14 protein-coding genes are annotated in these 13,324 nt (G+C 66.8%); 8 read left to right on the top strand and 6 right to left on the bottom strand.

Annotation, left to right across the window (positions count from 1 at the left end):
- The first annotated feature begins 147 nt into the window (after positions 1-147).
- From JJ959_RS10340 to JJ959_RS10330, 3 genes are all read left to right on the top strand, one after another.
- Positions 148-1,116: a 3-hydroxyacyl-CoA dehydrogenase family protein gene (locus tag JJ959_RS10340; protein ID WP_292883076.1), complete on the top strand. Its 969-nt coding sequence runs from the start codon at positions 148-150 to the stop codon at positions 1,114-1,116.
- A 147-nt stretch (positions 1,117-1,263) separates the two neighbouring features.
- Positions 1,264-2,613 carry an aminotransferase class III-fold pyridoxal phosphate-dependent enzyme gene (locus JJ959_RS10335; RefSeq protein WP_292883073.1) on the top strand — a complete coding sequence of 450 codons (1,350 nt, stop codon included), beginning with the start codon at positions 1,264-1,266 and terminating at the stop codon, positions 2,611-2,613.
- Positions 2,614-2,670: 57 nt separating this feature from the next.
- Positions 2,671-4,269 carry a GMC family oxidoreductase N-terminal domain-containing protein gene (locus tag JJ959_RS10330; RefSeq protein WP_292883070.1) on the top strand — a complete coding sequence of 533 codons (1,599 nt, stop codon included), beginning with the start codon at positions 2,671-2,673 and terminating at the stop codon, positions 4,267-4,269.
- 15 nt (positions 4,270-4,284) lie between these two features.
- Here JJ959_RS10330 and JJ959_RS10325 read toward each other — a convergent pair whose 3' ends face one another.
- From JJ959_RS10325 to JJ959_RS10315, 3 genes are all read right to left on the bottom strand, one after another.
- On the bottom strand, positions 4,285-4,824 hold the full coding sequence (locus JJ959_RS10325) for a hypothetical protein (protein WP_292883068.1): 540 nt from the start codon (positions 4,822-4,824) through the stop codon (positions 4,285-4,287).
- Positions 4,824-5,054, bottom strand: a complete 231-nt coding sequence (locus JJ959_RS10320; protein WP_292883066.1) for a hypothetical protein — start codon at positions 5,052-5,054, stop codon at positions 4,824-4,826. The genes JJ959_RS10325 and JJ959_RS10320 overlap by 1 nt, the downstream gene beginning before the upstream one ends.
- 335 nt (positions 5,055-5,389) lie before the next feature.
- Entirely contained in the window at positions 5,390-5,749 is a 360-nt protein-coding gene (locus tag JJ959_RS10315) for a hypothetical protein (RefSeq protein WP_292883064.1), read from the bottom strand.
- A 271-nt stretch (positions 5,750-6,020) separates the two neighbouring features.
- Here JJ959_RS10315 and JJ959_RS10310 point away from each other — a divergent pair, with 271 nt between their 5' ends.
- Both JJ959_RS10310 and JJ959_RS10305 read left to right on the top strand, forming a co-directional pair.
- Complete coding sequence (locus tag JJ959_RS10310) at positions 6,021-6,257, top strand: hypothetical protein (protein ID WP_292883062.1); 237 nt, start codon at positions 6,021-6,023, stop codon at positions 6,255-6,257.
- Positions 6,254-6,412 carry a hypothetical protein gene (locus JJ959_RS10305; RefSeq protein ID WP_292883060.1) on the top strand — a complete coding sequence of 53 codons (159 nt, stop codon included), beginning with the start codon at positions 6,254-6,256 and terminating at the stop codon, positions 6,410-6,412. The genes JJ959_RS10310 and JJ959_RS10305 overlap by 4 nt, the downstream gene beginning before the upstream one ends.
- A 173-nt stretch (positions 6,413-6,585) precedes the next feature.
- Here JJ959_RS10305 and JJ959_RS10300 read toward each other — a convergent pair whose 3' ends face one another.
- Positions 6,586-7,080, bottom strand: a complete 495-nt coding sequence (locus JJ959_RS10300; RefSeq protein ID WP_292883057.1) for a CinA family protein — start codon at positions 7,078-7,080, stop codon at positions 6,586-6,588.
- 16 nt (positions 7,081-7,096) lie between these two features.
- Positions 7,097-7,978, bottom strand: coding sequence for a 2-hydroxy-3-oxopropionate reductase (glxR, locus tag JJ959_RS10295; RefSeq protein WP_292883054.1), 882 nt, complete (start codon positions 7,976-7,978; stop codon positions 7,097-7,099).
- Positions 7,979-8,187: 209 nt separating this feature from the next.
- Here glxR and JJ959_RS10290 point away from each other — a divergent pair, with 209 nt between their 5' ends.
- The gene (locus JJ959_RS10290; RefSeq protein WP_292883051.1) at positions 8,188-9,510 is read left to right on the top strand and encodes a ferredoxin reductase family protein; all 1,323 of its coding nucleotides are present in this window, start codon (positions 8,188-8,190) and stop codon (positions 9,508-9,510) included.
- A 106-nt stretch (positions 9,511-9,616) separates the two neighbouring features.
- On the opposite strand, the gene JJ959_RS10285 is transcribed toward JJ959_RS10290, so the two are convergent.
- Positions 9,617-10,627, bottom strand: coding sequence for an LLM class flavin-dependent oxidoreductase (locus JJ959_RS10285; protein WP_292883048.1), 1,011 nt, complete (start codon positions 10,625-10,627; stop codon positions 9,617-9,619).
- Positions 10,628-10,797: 170 nt separating this feature from the next.
- Between JJ959_RS10285 and JJ959_RS10280 the strand changes: the two genes are divergently transcribed.
- Together JJ959_RS10280 and JJ959_RS10275 are read left to right on the top strand one after the other, a co-directional pair.
- On the top strand, positions 10,798-12,039 hold the full coding sequence (locus tag JJ959_RS10280) for an SLC13 family permease (RefSeq protein ID WP_292883045.1): 1,242 nt from the start codon (positions 10,798-10,800) through the stop codon (positions 12,037-12,039).
- A gap of 166 nt (positions 12,040-12,205) precedes the next feature.
- Positions 12,206-13,324 carry an HlyD family secretion protein gene (locus JJ959_RS10275; protein WP_292883042.1) on the top strand — a complete coding sequence of 373 codons (1,119 nt, stop codon included), beginning with the start codon at positions 12,206-12,208 and terminating at the stop codon, positions 13,322-13,324.

Genomic DNA, 13,324 nt, shown 5'->3' with positions numbered 1-13,324 from the left:
ACGCGCAGGCACGAGTGTGGTGCCGGACTTCTCCACTCTCCGCAGCTCTGCCCCGCCCTGCTGCCAAATCTTCATCAATCGTCGCCATCTGGCTTTGCTAGCCTCCTTGCCAACAAAGGAATGACGGCATCCGGGGAGGAACGCGGAATGGACAGCACAAGCAAGGTCGCCATCATCGGCGCGGGACTGATGGGACACGGGCTCGCCCTCGTGCACGCGATCGCCGGACATCCGGTGAAGATGACCGACATCAGCGAACGCCAGCTGAAGACCGGCATGGAGCTGATCGGCAGCGCGCTTGAGACCCTCGTCGCCGGCGGTAGTGTCGCAAAGTCGGAGACGGCGGCGATCCTCGCCCGGATCACGCCGGTCGCGACCCTGAAGGACGCGGTCGCGGACGCCGATTTCATCGTCGAGGCGGTGGTCGAGAACCGCGAGGTGAAGACGACGGTCTATGCCGAGCTAGAGAGCGCGGCCCCGGCGGCGGCGATCATCGCCAGCAACACCTCCTATCTCGACGCCTTCCCGCTCGCGCCGGCGTCCCTGCAGAGCCGCTTCATCATCACCCACTGGTACACCCCGCCCTACATCATCGACCTGGTCGATATCGCCGGCGGGCCGGAGACCGACCGCAAGATCCTGGAGGCCGTGCGCGACCATTACGCGGCGATCGGCAAGAAGCCGGTGCTGTTCGAGCGTTTCGTGCCCGGCTATGTCGCCAACCGCCTGCAGGCGGCGATGACGCTGGAGATCACCCGCCTGCTCGACGAGGGCTATGCCGATGCCGAGGCGATCGACACTTCGATCAAGTATGGCCTCGCGCTCCGCATGGCGACCATGGGCGCGCTGATGAAGGCGGACTTCACCGGCCTCGACATGAGCCGCCGCGCGCTCGCCAACAAGATGTACATCCCGCCCGAGGTGAAGGGGAAAAGCGAGACGCTGGAAAAGCTGATCGCCGACGGCAAACAGGGCGTGATGAACGGCTCCGGCTATTTCGACTATGGCGACATGAAGCCGGAGGAACTGTTCCGCAACCGCGATGTCGGGCTCCTGAAGCTGAAGGCGGCGGTGGAGAAGGTCGAAGAGGAACTGCCGCTCCGGCCGAAGGGGTGAGTGGCGGAAAGCCTTCCGGATTGCCGATCCCATCGACGCCAGGCCAATTGCGACCCTTCGGCGCTTATCGACGGAACAATCCGGAGATGATCAAATAATCCGGAACACAAGCCGCCTGACGCAAACACATCACGAGCTGGAACGGAAATGGTTCAGAGCGCATCGGCCGATCGATCGAACAGCGACCTGGCCTCCTCCCTGGCCGCCGCCGAAGAACGCTACAAGGCGGAGAACCCGAAGAGCGGCGCGAGGGCAGAGGAAGCGGCACGGGCCATGCCGGGCGGAAACACGCGGACCGTCGTCCACTACACGCCCTATCCGTTGACGATCGCGTCCGGCAAGGGGGCGACGATCACGGATATCGACGGCCACCTCTATACGGACTTTCTCGGCGAGTATACCGCCGGCCTCTATGGCCACTCCGATCCGAGACTGGTGAAGGCCGTCACCGATGCCGTGGAGGCCGGTGTCGGTCTCGGCGGGCCGAACCGGTACGATGCCGAGCTGGCGCAGTTGATCTGCTCGCGCTTCCCGTCCGTCGATCTGCTGCGCTTCTGCAATTCGGGGACCGAAGCCAACCTCTTCGCCCTCTCCGCGGCGCGCGCGTTCACGGGCCGCAGCAAGGTCATGGCCTTCGCGGGCGGATACCATGGCGGCGTCTTCTATTTCGGCCAGGCCGGATCGCCGATCAATGCGCCGTTCCCGTTTGTCATGTCGACCTTCAACGATATCGATGGCACCGCCGCGCTGATCGAGGAACATGCGGGCGACCTGGCGGCCATCATCGTCGAGCCGATGATGGGAAGCGCGGGCGCCATCCCGGCGGCTCCGGGGTTCCTCGAAACGCTCCGCGAACGTTCCGCCGCCCACGGCGTGATCCTGATCTTCGACGAGGTCATGACCTCCCGGCTTGGCCCCGGCGGCCTGCAGGAGAAGACCGGGGTTACGCCGGACATGACGAGCTTCGGAAAATATCTCGGCGGCGGCATGACCTTCGGCGCGTTCGGCGGCCGGCGCGATATCATGAGCATGTTCGACCCCTACGCGCCCAACGCGGTCTCGCATCCCGGGACCTTCAACAACAATGTCCTGTCGATGGCGGCGGGGCTTGTCGGCCTGCGCGACATCTATACGCCCGAGGCGGCGGAAACACTGAACACCCGCGGCGACCGCTTCAGGGAGCAGCTGGGCGCGGTGATCGCCCGGCACGATGCACCGATGCAGGTGACGGGAATGGGCTCGATCCTCGCCCTTCACTTCCAGCGCGCGCCCATCCGCCGGCCGCAGGACACCTGGCCCGCGGATGCGAAGACAGCCGCGCACAGGGAAGGCCTTCGCAAGCTGCTCCACCTCGATCTGATCGCATCGGGCATCTACATGGCGCGGCGCGGTTTCATCTCCCTGTCGCTGCCCCTCGGCCAGCCGGACTTCGACGGTTTCGCCGGGGCGCTCGATGAATTCCTGACGGTCCGCGGCGATCTTCTCGATGACGCCTGACGGCAGCGAAGGAAAAGCGGAGAACGAACAGCCTCTCGGCAAGAAGGGATGATGCGCGTGGAGACTCTGGAAACGGATTATGTCGTGGTCGGTGCGGGCTCGGCCGGCTGCGTCGTCGCGAGCCGGCTCAGCGAGACCGGGGCGAGGGTCCTGCTGCTCGAGGCCGGGCCGCCGGACCGCCATCCGCTGATTCACATTCCGGCCGGCGTGAAGAGCCTGCTCTACAATCCGGCCGTCAACTGGAACTATGCGAGCGAGCCGGAGGAAGGCACGGCCGGACGGGCGATCCACTGGCCGCGCGGCCGCGTGCTCGGCGGCTCGCACTCGATCAACGGCATGCTCTATGTGCGCGGCAACCCGGCCGACTATGACGGCTGGGCGCAGCTCGGCTGCCGGGGCTGGAGCTTCGAGGAGGTACTGCCCCTCTTCCGCCGCTCCGAGCGCTACGAAAAGGGCGAGGACGAGATCCGCGGGCGGGGCGGCCCGATGCCGGTCGAGGATTACCGCACCATCCTGCCGCTGACCCATGCCTTCGTGCGGGCGGCAGAGGAGGCCGGTTTCGCCTTCAACCCGGATTACAACGGCTCGGCCCAGGAGGGCGTCGCCTATTCGCAGATGACCCGTCGCGGCCGCTGGCGCGCCTCGACCGCCCGCACCTTCCTCGCCGAGGCGCGCAAACGCCCCAACCTCCGGGTCGAGACCGAAGCCCTGGTGCAGAAGCTCAGTTTCGAGGGACGCCGCTGCACCGGGCTGGTGTTCCGCCGCCACGGCCAGGAGGTCGCGGTCAAAGCCGCGTGCGAGGTGGTGCTCTCCGGCGGCGCCGTCAATTCGCCGCAGCTCCTTCAGCTCTCCGGCATAGGCCCAGCCGGCCATCTCGCGAGCCTCGGGCTGCCGGTGGTGCAGGACCTGCCGGGCGTCGGCGCCAACCTCTCCGACCATTACGTCACGCGCATCACCCACCGGGTCAGGGACGCGATCTCGATGAACCAGCTCTCCCGCGGCTGGCGGGTGCTGCGCGAGATCGGCCGCTTCGCCCTCTTCGGCAACGGCGCGCTGACCTTCGGCGTGACCAGCGCGATGGTGTTCTGCCGCAGCCGCGAGGGCCTGGAGAGCCCGGACCTGCAGCTCCTCTTCACCCCGGCCAGCTACGATCCGGACAAGCCGCTGGCGCTGGAGCGCGCGCCCGGCATGGCGACGGTGATCTGCCCGACCCGCCCCTCCAGCCGCGGCACCGTGATGGCCGCGAGCCCGGATCCGACGGCGCCGCCGCGCATCAAACCGAACTACCTCTCCGACCGCGACGACCTCCGCGTGATGCTCGCCGGCATGGCGCATGTGCGCCGGATCTTCGCCGCGCCGTCGCTCGCACGCCACAGCGCGGCGGAACTCTGGCCGGGCGCGGAGGCGGCGGACGAGGCCGCGCTCGCTGAGTTCGCCCGGGAGCGCGGCACCACGCTCTACCACCCGGTCGGTACCTGCAAGATGGGGATCGACCCGCTGGCGGTCGTCGACCCGGAGCTCCGGGTCCGCGGCATCGAGGGGCTCAGGGTCGCGGATGCGTCGGTGATGCCGTATCTGACCACGGGCAACACGAACGCGCCGACGATCATGATCGCCGAGAAGGCGGCGGAAATGATCAATGCTGCGGCGGGGTGAGCGGCATGAGCGCCCTCAGGCGCAGAGTGTCTCTTCGTATTCCGTCGCCCGCTGCCGCAGCATCGGCCCGATATGCACCTCGCCGCCCGCGACGGCGAGATTGGCCTGCCGGACCAGTTCCGCCTCGACCGCGACCGAGGGGGCGAGCTTGCCGTTGCAGGCGAGCCAGCGGGCGACCGTCGCCCATTCCCAGAGCGGACTGTCCGAGGTCACGCGCGCCACTGGCGGCGGAAAGCCCTCGCCCCGGCAGCCCCGGTAATAGTTGGAGATTGCCGCCCGCGTCATCTCGGCGCGTTTCGCGATGTCGGAGAGGCTGACCAGCGGGTCCGGCTCCAGCCGGTCGATCCGCGCGCCGGTCGCGGCGACATTCTCCAGCGCCGAGGCGACGGCATCGCCGAAGCTCTCCGCCTCGCGCGCGAAATCGACGATGACATGGCCCTTCTGGAACGAGACCAGCGCGTCGTCGCAGCCATGGTCGTAGAACCGCGCCTCGAAATCCTCCGCCGCCGGGTCCAGCCCGGAGGCGATCACGCTGAACTCAAACGTCTCCATCATCACTCTCCCCCGGCCCCGTGCGGACACCGGTTGATCGCCCGCAAGATCTGCCGCGCGTGATTGCCCGCATTCCGCGGCGTTCCATTGACCCCGATCTGGCAACCCTCGCGGTCATGCTGGGGACAATAGAGCCGTCCCCAGTGCCCCTGCGGCCTCCAGGTCCAGCCCAGCGCCTCAGCCTGCCGGACCGCCGCCTCGACCTCTTTGTCCGGATGGCGCGGGCGGGTCATTACGTGCTCCGAATATGGATTGCGTGTTTACAAATGTCAACAATTTGACTTGTGCGACTTTTACGTGCGTGAGAAATATCAACAGCCAGCAGTCGGGCCGTCAACTTGGGCGCTTTACAAGATGACCGTTCGTGGTGGCTTCGAGAGGGCGGAGCAAAACGCTCAGAAAGCTGATCGCCCCGGGCACGCAGGGCGTGAGGGACGGGCCCATCTATTTCAACCATGGCGACAAAGCCGGAGGAACTGTCCGCGACCGGAATGTCGGCCTTCTGAAACTGAAGGCGGCGGTGGAGACGGAACAGGAGTCGCCGCTGGGGCGGAGGGATGAAGAGAAATTAGGATCTTTTGTTTTTATTAAATCGATCCGTCAGATACCCGATCCCGACAACGGATATTAGAAGAAGAGCGGTAGCAATACCTGCATTGGCGTGTTCGGAGAATCCCCCCCTAAACAGGTCCGTTCCGAAGATCGTGAAAAAAAGAACCGCCCCCGCGATCAGGATCGTCAATGCAGCCTTCCGGCCACACAGGATCAGAACGATAACCTCCACAAGAAGGAGGCCGGAACAAACGACATACACAACATAGCCGTTGGCTTCGATCCAATCCCAAGCAGTTTGTACAGCCAAGGAAGCTATAACCAAACCAATAAGGGCAAGGCCATTGACGAATCTATCGAACGCTTTATCGAACATAACGGCTGAAGCCTAAACGAGAATATCCGGAGAAAGGAACCGGGAAATCCGGGGACACAAGGCTCATTTACCCGATAGCTCGACACTTTGCGCACCTGCGTAGTTTCCCCGTATCGAATTGAATCTCGTGCCCCCGGAACCGGACAAGCACTTCCAGTGATTCTTTGAGTGGTCGTGCTGATCGAGCTCTGGTTGTCGATTGTCGCAATCGCCAAAACCCTCAAGACAACTGACGATGACGACAAAGGCACATAAGCGAAGGGATCGAATAATGACCAAATTCAATGAGGACGAGGCGGTACTGCGCCTAGCAGGGTTTCGAGACAGAGAAACCGATACGCATCGGCGCCTGGAAGTGACAATTGAAAACGAGGGGTTTCTGGCGCGAAAAGTGATAGCCCGCGAAGCAACGGCAACACGGCGAACCATAACCTTCGCGACGCTCTTTCTGGCGCTTTCCATCTGGATGATTGCGGAACGGTTTTTCGGATGGGGAGCTGCGCAATGACCGACCCTGATGACTTCAACTTTGAAGACGAACCCGACCGCTTTAGGCGCCTCGAAATGATGATCCGGCACGAAGCAAGAGGAACACGAAAGCTCATATTTGCGCTTTGGCTTTGCACCGTCGGCGTTGCGCTGATCGAATACTATTTTGGATAGAAGATTAGGTAGCCGCTTCCCAATGCGCCAAACCCGCCGGGCTGACAAACCGCATCATTTGCACCCGCACCACATCCGGCTCATCCCCAAGCCGGGCGCTTTCTTTTTTGGCCAGGGAATTGACGGTGCACGAGACTCAATTGACGCCGCGCGCATCCTCCCGAAATTCAAGATCACCCCGACACCGCCTCCCCAAGCGCCACCACCAGCGCATCCAGCGCCGCTTCGGTGAACAGCCACATATTGGCCTCCCGGTCACACTTCCCCGTCTCCAGCGTGAACACCCGCGTCACCGGGCCCGAGAGCGCGATGCAGGTGTGGCCGGCGGCGTCGCCGTAGCGGTTGCCGCTCGGGCCGGAGGCGCCGGTCTCCGCGAGGCCCCAGGTCGTGTCCATCCGCCGGCGCATGGTCTCGGCGAGCAGGGCGGCGTAGGGCTCGGAAGAAGAGCGCATGCCCGGATGCTTTTCGAAGTCGATCTCCGCCAGGATCTCGCGCGCCGTCTGGGTATAGATCACGCCGCCGCCGACGAAATAGGCCGACGCCCCCGGGACCGCGAGGAGGGAGGCGGAGATCAGGCCGCCGGCGGAGGACTCGGCGACGGCGATGGTCTCGCCGCGCGCCTTCAGCAGGTGTCCGGCGGCGTCCCCGAGCCTCCCCAGTGCGACCATCCCGGCGTCCTCCCCCTTACGCGACTTCGTGCCCGGCCAGCATCTCCAGCGCCTTGACCATCGCCGAGTGATCCCAGGCCTTGCCGCCATGCGCCGCGCAGGCGTTGAAGAGTTCCTGCGCCGTCGCCGTGTTCGGGAGGCTGAGGCCCATCTCGCGGGCGTTGGAGAGGGCGAGGTTCAGGTCCTTCTGGTGCAGCTCGATGCGGAAGCCCGGATCGAAGGTGCGCTTCACCATGCGGTCGCCGTGCAGCTCGAGGATCTTCGAGGAGGCGAAGCCGCCCATCAGGGCTTCCCGCACCTTGGCCGGATCGGCACCTGCCTTGGAGGCGAAGAGCAGGGCCTCGCCGACCGCCTCGATGGTCAGCGCGACGATGATCTGGTTGGCGACCTTGCAGGTCTGGCCGTCGCCGTTGCCGCCGACCAGCGTGATGTTCTTGCCCATCAGCTCGAACAGCGGCTTCACCCGCTTGAAGGCCTTCTCTGAGCCGCCGCACATGATGGTGAGGCTCGCCGCCTTGGCACCGACTTCGCCGCCGGAGACCGGGGCGTCGATATATTCGCAGCCGAGCTCGTTGATCTTGGTCGCGAATTCCTTGGTCGCGAGCGGCGAGATCGAGCTCATGTCGACCACGGTCTTGCCGTCCGAGAGCGCCTCGGCGACGCCGTCCGCGCCGAACAGGACCTCTTCGACCTGCGGCGTGTCCGGCACCATGATGAAGATGATGTCGGCCTGCTTCGCCACCTCGGCAGCGGTCGGGCAGGCCTTGCCGCCGGCGTCGGTCAGGCTGCGCGGCACCTGGCCGATGGTGTTGAGATACACCTCGTGCCCCGCCGCGATCAGGTGCCCCGCCATCGGCACGCCCATGATGCCGAGGCCGATAAATCCGAGCTTGCTCATATCCCTGTCTCCTCCCAGAGAGATCCCGTGTTCGCTTTGGCCGCCATCTTGCCGCGCCCGGCCCCGCGCCGTCACCCCGAATTCCAAAGCCGAAGCACCGGAGCGCGTTCCGTCCCGGGAGGGGCCCTTGATCGGGGGCGCTCTGCTGTCCTACGATTCGGCGGCTGCGACCGACGAAGCGCCCGACACCGGACCCGGAGAGCCATCCTGTGCATCCCCTGTTCCTCTTTGCCGGCTATCTCGCCGTCGCCCTGATGCCGCTCCTGCTCGGCGCGCTGCAGGACCTGCCGCCGCGACACTGGCGGGACGAGATCGCCTCCGGCCTCGGCATGAGCGCCTTCGCCATCCTGCTGGTCGAGTTCGTGCTCTCCGGGCGCTTCCGCACCATCTCGGCCCGGATCGGCATGGACGTCACCATGCGCTTCCACCAGCTCGTGGCGCGCACGGCGCTGGGTTTCGTCATCCTGCATCCCTTCCTCTACCTCACCTCGCCCATGGGCACGCCCCTGCCCTACGACCCCACCGGCCAGTTCACCCTCGGCCTCGATACGGGCTCGATGCTGACCGGCGTGCTCGCCTGGGTGGCGCTGCCCTGCTTCGTGCTGATGTCGATCTTCCGCGACCAGTTGCCGTACCGCTACGAGGCCTGGCGGGCGATGCACGCGCTCGGCGCCCTCGTCATCGCGGGTGCGGTGACACATCACACGTTTGAGGCCGGGCGCTACAGCGCCGACCCGCTGCTCGCCGGCTTCTGGGTCCTGCTGCTTGCCGGCGCGCTGGCCTCGCTGGTCTGGACATACCTGCTCTCGCCGCTCCGCGAGGCGCGACACCCTTACGAGGTCAGTTCGGTCGCCAAGATCGCGCTGAAGACCTGGGAGCTGACGCTGCGCCCGAAAGATGGCGACGCGCTCCCCTTCGAGGCGGGGCAGTTCGCCTGGCTGAAACTCGGGCCGAGCCCTTTCACGCTGGCGGAGAACCCGTTCTCCATCGCGTCCGCCCCGGCGGAGCGGCCGGACGTCCGCTTCGTCATCAAGGAAGTCGGCGACTTCACCCGGAGGATCGGTAAGGTGGCGCCCGGAACCAATGCCTATCTCGGCCGGGCGCACGGCAACCTGACGCTCACGGGGCGAGAGGCGAAGGGCGTCGCGCTGATCGCCGGCGGGGTCGGCATCGCGCCGCTGCTCTCCATCGCGCGGCAGATGCAGGCCGACGGCGACACCCGCCCGCTGACCCTGCTCTACGGCAACCGGACCGCCGGGCAGATCGTCTATGCAGAGGAACTGGACCGGCTGGCCGACCGCGCGGACACGAAGGTCGTGCATGTGCTCTCGGAGCCCGCGCCGGGCTGGAGCGGGCGGAAAGGGATGATCAGCGCGGAGCTGATCGGCGAGATTTTCGACGCTGAGGACGCGAGGGACTGGCTCTATATCCTCTGCGGCCCTCCGGCGATGCTGGAGCTGGTCGAGGACGCGCTGCTCGCGCATGGCGTGCCGCCGAAGAACATCCTCGCCGAGCAGTTCTACTATGATTAGGAACCGGCCGTGGAAAAGCTGAGACACCGCATCCTGGCCGCCGTCTGGGGCGCCAGCGCGCTGATCCTGCTCGCGATCCTCGTCTTCGCTTTGCGGTAAGGCGGGCCTAGCCGGTCATCCCGAATTCCTTCGCCAGCAGCGTGTAGCTGCGCTGGCGCACCGCCTCGTCATGTGCCCAGGTGACGACCGCGACCTCGTTCAGATTGAGGCGCCCGGCGAGCGCGCGGATCTGCTCCGCGACCTTCTCCGGCGTGCCGACCATGGCGCTCTGGCGGAGCTGCTCCATCCGTGCCGCCTCGCTTTCGGAATAGGCCGCGTTCATCGCCGTCTCGGCGCTCTCCAGCGGCGTGTAGCGGCCGCGGTCGCGGAAGATCTGCCAGCGCGCGCGGGAGGTGAAATGGTACTGCGCCTCCTCCTCGGTCTCGGCGGCGAGGGCCCAGACGCAGATCCCGGGGCAGGGCTCGGGGAAGCGCTCGGAGGGCTGGTAGCGTTCGCGGTAGATCTGGATCGCCTCCGGGCCGCCCTGGCCCTCGGTAAAGAACCAGGCGAAGGCGTAAGGGAGCCCGAAATGGGCGCCGACCTGGGCGCCGTAGAGCGAGCTGCCGAGCATCCAGATCTCGGGCGAGGTCTCGCCGGCGGGACGGGCGCGGACGGCGGCGAAGGGATGGCCCTCCGGCAACGGCGCCCCGGAGACCCAGGCGCTGAGGTCGGCGACGTCGGCGGGGAACTGGTTCGGGCGCTCCGCCGCGAGCGGGTTCAGCGCCAGCGAGGTGCGGCCGTCGGAGCCTGGCGCACGGCCGAGGCCGAGATCGATCCGCCCCGGCGCCAGCGCCTCCAGCACGCGGAACTGCTCGGCCACCTTCAGCGGCGCGTAGTGCGGCAGCATCACGCCGGCCGAGCCGATGCGGATGCGCTCCGTCTTCATCGCGATGGCGGCGAGCAGGATCTCCGGCGCGGTGCCGACGATGGTCGGATGGGAATGGTGCTCGGAGACCCAGAAGCGCTTGTAGCCGAGGCGCTCGCAATGTTCCGCCATGGCGATCGTGTCGAGGATCGCCTGGCCCTCGGGACGGCCGACGGCGGCGATGGACTGGTCGAGCACGGAGAGGCGCAGCATGGGGGTCCTCCTGAACGGACGGTCTTCGTTTTGCCGCCAGCATAGAACCATTTGCCGGGATAATGCCCTTGCCGATCCGCGACGAGACTTTATCCCCCCGCCGAATTTCGCTTGCGGCCGCCGCTTGCTCCCGCGTGCTATGAGAAAGCCGACCGGAGACACGCCGCGCCATGCAGACCTTCACCATCCTCCTCTTCGCGCTGACCTATCTCGGCATGGCCGCCGGGCGCGTGCCGGGCCTCAAGATCGACCGCGCCGGGATTGCGCTGCTGCTCGCCGCCGTCGCGGTCGCGAGCGGCGCGCTGCCGCCGGGCGAGGTCGCGGGCGCGATGGACTTTCCGACCCTGCTGCTGCTCGCCGGGCTGATGGTGCTCTCCGCCCGCGTCCGGGCCGCCGGGATCTATGCCCGCGCCGCGCTCTGGATCGGCCGGCAATCCGCCAACCCGCACCGCCTGCTCGCCCTCACCATCGGTGTCGGCGGCCTGCTCTCCGCCGTGCTGGTGAACGACATCGTGGTCTTCGCCATGGCGCCGATCCTCTGCACCAGCCTCGCCGCGCGCGGGCTCGATCCCCGGCCCTATCTCTTCGCGCTCGCCGCCGCCAGCAATGCCGGCTCCGCCGCGAGCCTGATCGGCAATCCGCAGAACATCCTGATCGGCCAGGTCGGCGGGCTCGGGTTCTGGAGCTATGCCGCCAGCGCCGCGCTTCCCGCGCTGGCGGCGCTCGCGATCTCCTATGTCTGCATCGCGCTGGTCTGGCGGCGCCATCTGCTCGCCGTCCCCGAGGTTCCCGCCGCGCCGCCCGCCGACATTCCGCGTGCCGAGGGGCACCGGGGCGAGACCGCGCTCTGTCTCGGCGCGCTCTTCCTTTTGCTGGCATTGTTCACGACGCCTCTGCCGCGGGAGATCTCCGCCCTGCTCGTCGCCGGCGGGCTGATGCTGAGCCGCGCCGTGCCGAGCCGCCAGCTGCTCGACGAAATCGACGCGCCGCTGCTGATCCTCTTCGCCAGCCTGTTCGCGATCAACGGCGCCTTCGCCCTGACCGGCCTGCCGGAAGCGGCGGTCGCGGCCTTCGCCGAGGCCGGCTGGCTGCCGGAACGGCTCTCCTTCCTGCTGCCCTTCACGCTCGCCGCCAGCAACACGATCGGGAACGTGCCCGCGGTGATCCTGCTGCTGCAGGCCTGGACGGGACTGCCGGACGGCGCGCTGACCGCGCTCGCCCTGCTCTCGACGCTGGCCGGGAACCTGCTGCTTGTCGGCAGCCTCGCCAACCTGATCGTTGCCGAGCGCGCCGCCCGCTCCGGCGTCATGCTCACTTTCCGCGATCATGCGAAAGCCGGGGTACCGATCACCCTGCTCTCGATGGGGTTCGCCGCGCTCTGGCTCTGGTTCGGCGGGCATGTCGCCCTCTGAGGCCGGCATCCGATCTTTTCCGTTCCGCCACTTCTCTCTTCTCCGCACGCGAATCCGGCGTATTCCGCTGGAACCCGCCGGTCTCCGCGCCTAGGCTCTCCGCAACCGATCCGTCCGGTACGTCCGGGCGGCTCCAGACAAGGCGGGACCGCCCGCGAAAGAAGGCATGACGGAAACGCCTGAGACACAAATCGTGACGCCGAAGGCGCGCAAGCGCTGGGGCCGCGCCCTCATCCGCATCCTGCTGCTCGGCGGCATCTGTTTCGCGGCATGGGAGGCCGGGTCCTGGTGGTATGCCCAGACCGGACGTTTCGTCACCACCGAGAACGCCTATGTGAAGGCGCCGATCATCGCGGTCAGCCCGCCGATCGACGGCCGCGCGGTCGAGGTCATGGTCGGCGACAACCATCCGGTGACCGCAGGCGACCTTCTGTTCCGCATCGATCCCGCGCCCTACCGGGTGCAATTGAAGATGGCCGAGGCAAAGCGCGCCGCGGTGATCAACGACCTGCTCGCGACCAAGGCGGAACTCGGACAGATCGCCGCCGAGATGGCGGAGATCGGCCCGCGTGTCAGGTTCTTCGCCAAGGAAGTCGAGCGCCAGCAGCGGCTGGTGAAGAGCTTCGCCGGCACGGAAGCGAAACTCGACGAGATGCAGATGGAGCTGGATACCGCCGAGCAGCGGCTGCGCTCCCTGAAGGAAAAGCGCGAGGTCGTGCTCGCCAAGCTCGGCGGACAGCCCGACCGGCCGGTGGAGGAGCATCCTCTGGTCCTCGCGGTCGACGCGGAGATCGAGCGGGTGAAGCTCGATCTCGACTACACCGAGGTCCGGGCGCCGGTCTCGGGCATCGTCACGCGCATGAAGCTGCAGGCCGGCGAATGGGTCGAGGCCGAGACGCCGACCTTCGGCATCATCGGCACCGGACTCGTCTGGGTCGAGGCCAACCTGAAGGAAACCCAGCTCGCCGCGATCACGCTGGAACAGCCTGTCGAGATCCGCGTCGATGCCTATCCGGACGCGGTCTGGGAGGGACGGATCGAGAGCCTCAGCCCCGCGACCGGCGCGGAATTCTCCGCCCTGCCGCCGCAGAACGCCTCGGGCAACTGGGTGAAGGTGGTGCAGCGCCTGCCGGTGCGCATCGCGGTCGATGCCGATGCCGCCAAGCCGGAACTCCGGGCGGGCATGAGCGCCTTCATCTCCATCGATACCGGACGCAGCCGCGATCTCGGCGACACGCTCGCGAAACTGACCGGCGACTGGATCTCGAAGGCGAAGGCGGAATAG

The sequence above is a fragment of the Nisaea sp. genome, from assembly GCF_017640745.1.
In the GTDB taxonomy this organism is placed as follows: Bacteria; Pseudomonadota; Alphaproteobacteria; order Thalassobaculales; family Thalassobaculaceae; genus Nisaea.
Note: the sequence above shows the minus strand (reverse complement) of the source record. Positions and strands in the feature narration are given on the sequence as shown.

What these genes read in the sequence shown, in the direction of transcription:
- JJ959_RS10310 (WP_292883062.1), top strand. Translation starts at nt 6,021, where the DNA reads ATGACCAAATTCAATGAGGACGAGGCGGTACTGCGCCTAGCAGGGTTT.
- JJ959_RS10320 (WP_292883066.1), bottom strand. Translation starts at nt 5,054, where the DNA reads ATGACCCGCCCGCGCCATCCGGACAAAGAGGTCGAGGCGGCGGTCCGG.
- JJ959_RS10305 (WP_292883060.1), top strand. Translation starts at nt 6,254, where the DNA reads ATGACCGACCCTGATGACTTCAACTTTGAAGACGAACCCGACCGCTTT.
- JJ959_RS10280 (WP_292883045.1), top strand. Translation starts at nt 10,798, where the DNA reads ATGCAGACCTTCACCATCCTCCTCTTCGCGCTGACCTATCTCGGCATG.
- JJ959_RS10300 (WP_292883057.1), bottom strand. Translation starts at nt 7,080, where the DNA reads ATGGTCGCACTGGGGAGGCTCGGGGACGCCGCCGGACACCTGCTGAAG.
- JJ959_RS10285 (WP_292883048.1), bottom strand. Translation starts at nt 10,627, where the DNA reads ATGCTGCGCCTCTCCGTGCTCGACCAGTCCATCGCCGCCGTCGGCCGT.
- JJ959_RS10275 (WP_292883042.1), top strand. Translation starts at nt 12,206, where the DNA reads ATGACGGAAACGCCTGAGACACAAATCGTGACGCCGAAGGCGCGCAAG.
- JJ959_RS10315 (WP_292883064.1), bottom strand. Translation starts at nt 5,749, where the DNA reads ATGTTCGATAAAGCGTTCGATAGATTCGTCAATGGCCTTGCCCTTATT.
- glxR (WP_292883054.1), bottom strand. Translation starts at nt 7,978, where the DNA reads ATGAGCAAGCTCGGATTTATCGGCCTCGGCATCATGGGCGTGCCGATG.
- JJ959_RS10335 (WP_292883073.1), top strand. Translation starts at nt 1,264, where the DNA reads ATGGTTCAGAGCGCATCGGCCGATCGATCGAACAGCGACCTGGCCTCC.
- JJ959_RS10325 (WP_292883068.1), bottom strand. Translation starts at nt 4,824, where the DNA reads ATGATGGAGACGTTTGAGTTCAGCGTGATCGCCTCCGGGCTGGACCCG.
- JJ959_RS10340 (WP_292883076.1), top strand. Translation starts at nt 148, where the DNA reads ATGGACAGCACAAGCAAGGTCGCCATCATCGGCGCGGGACTGATGGGA.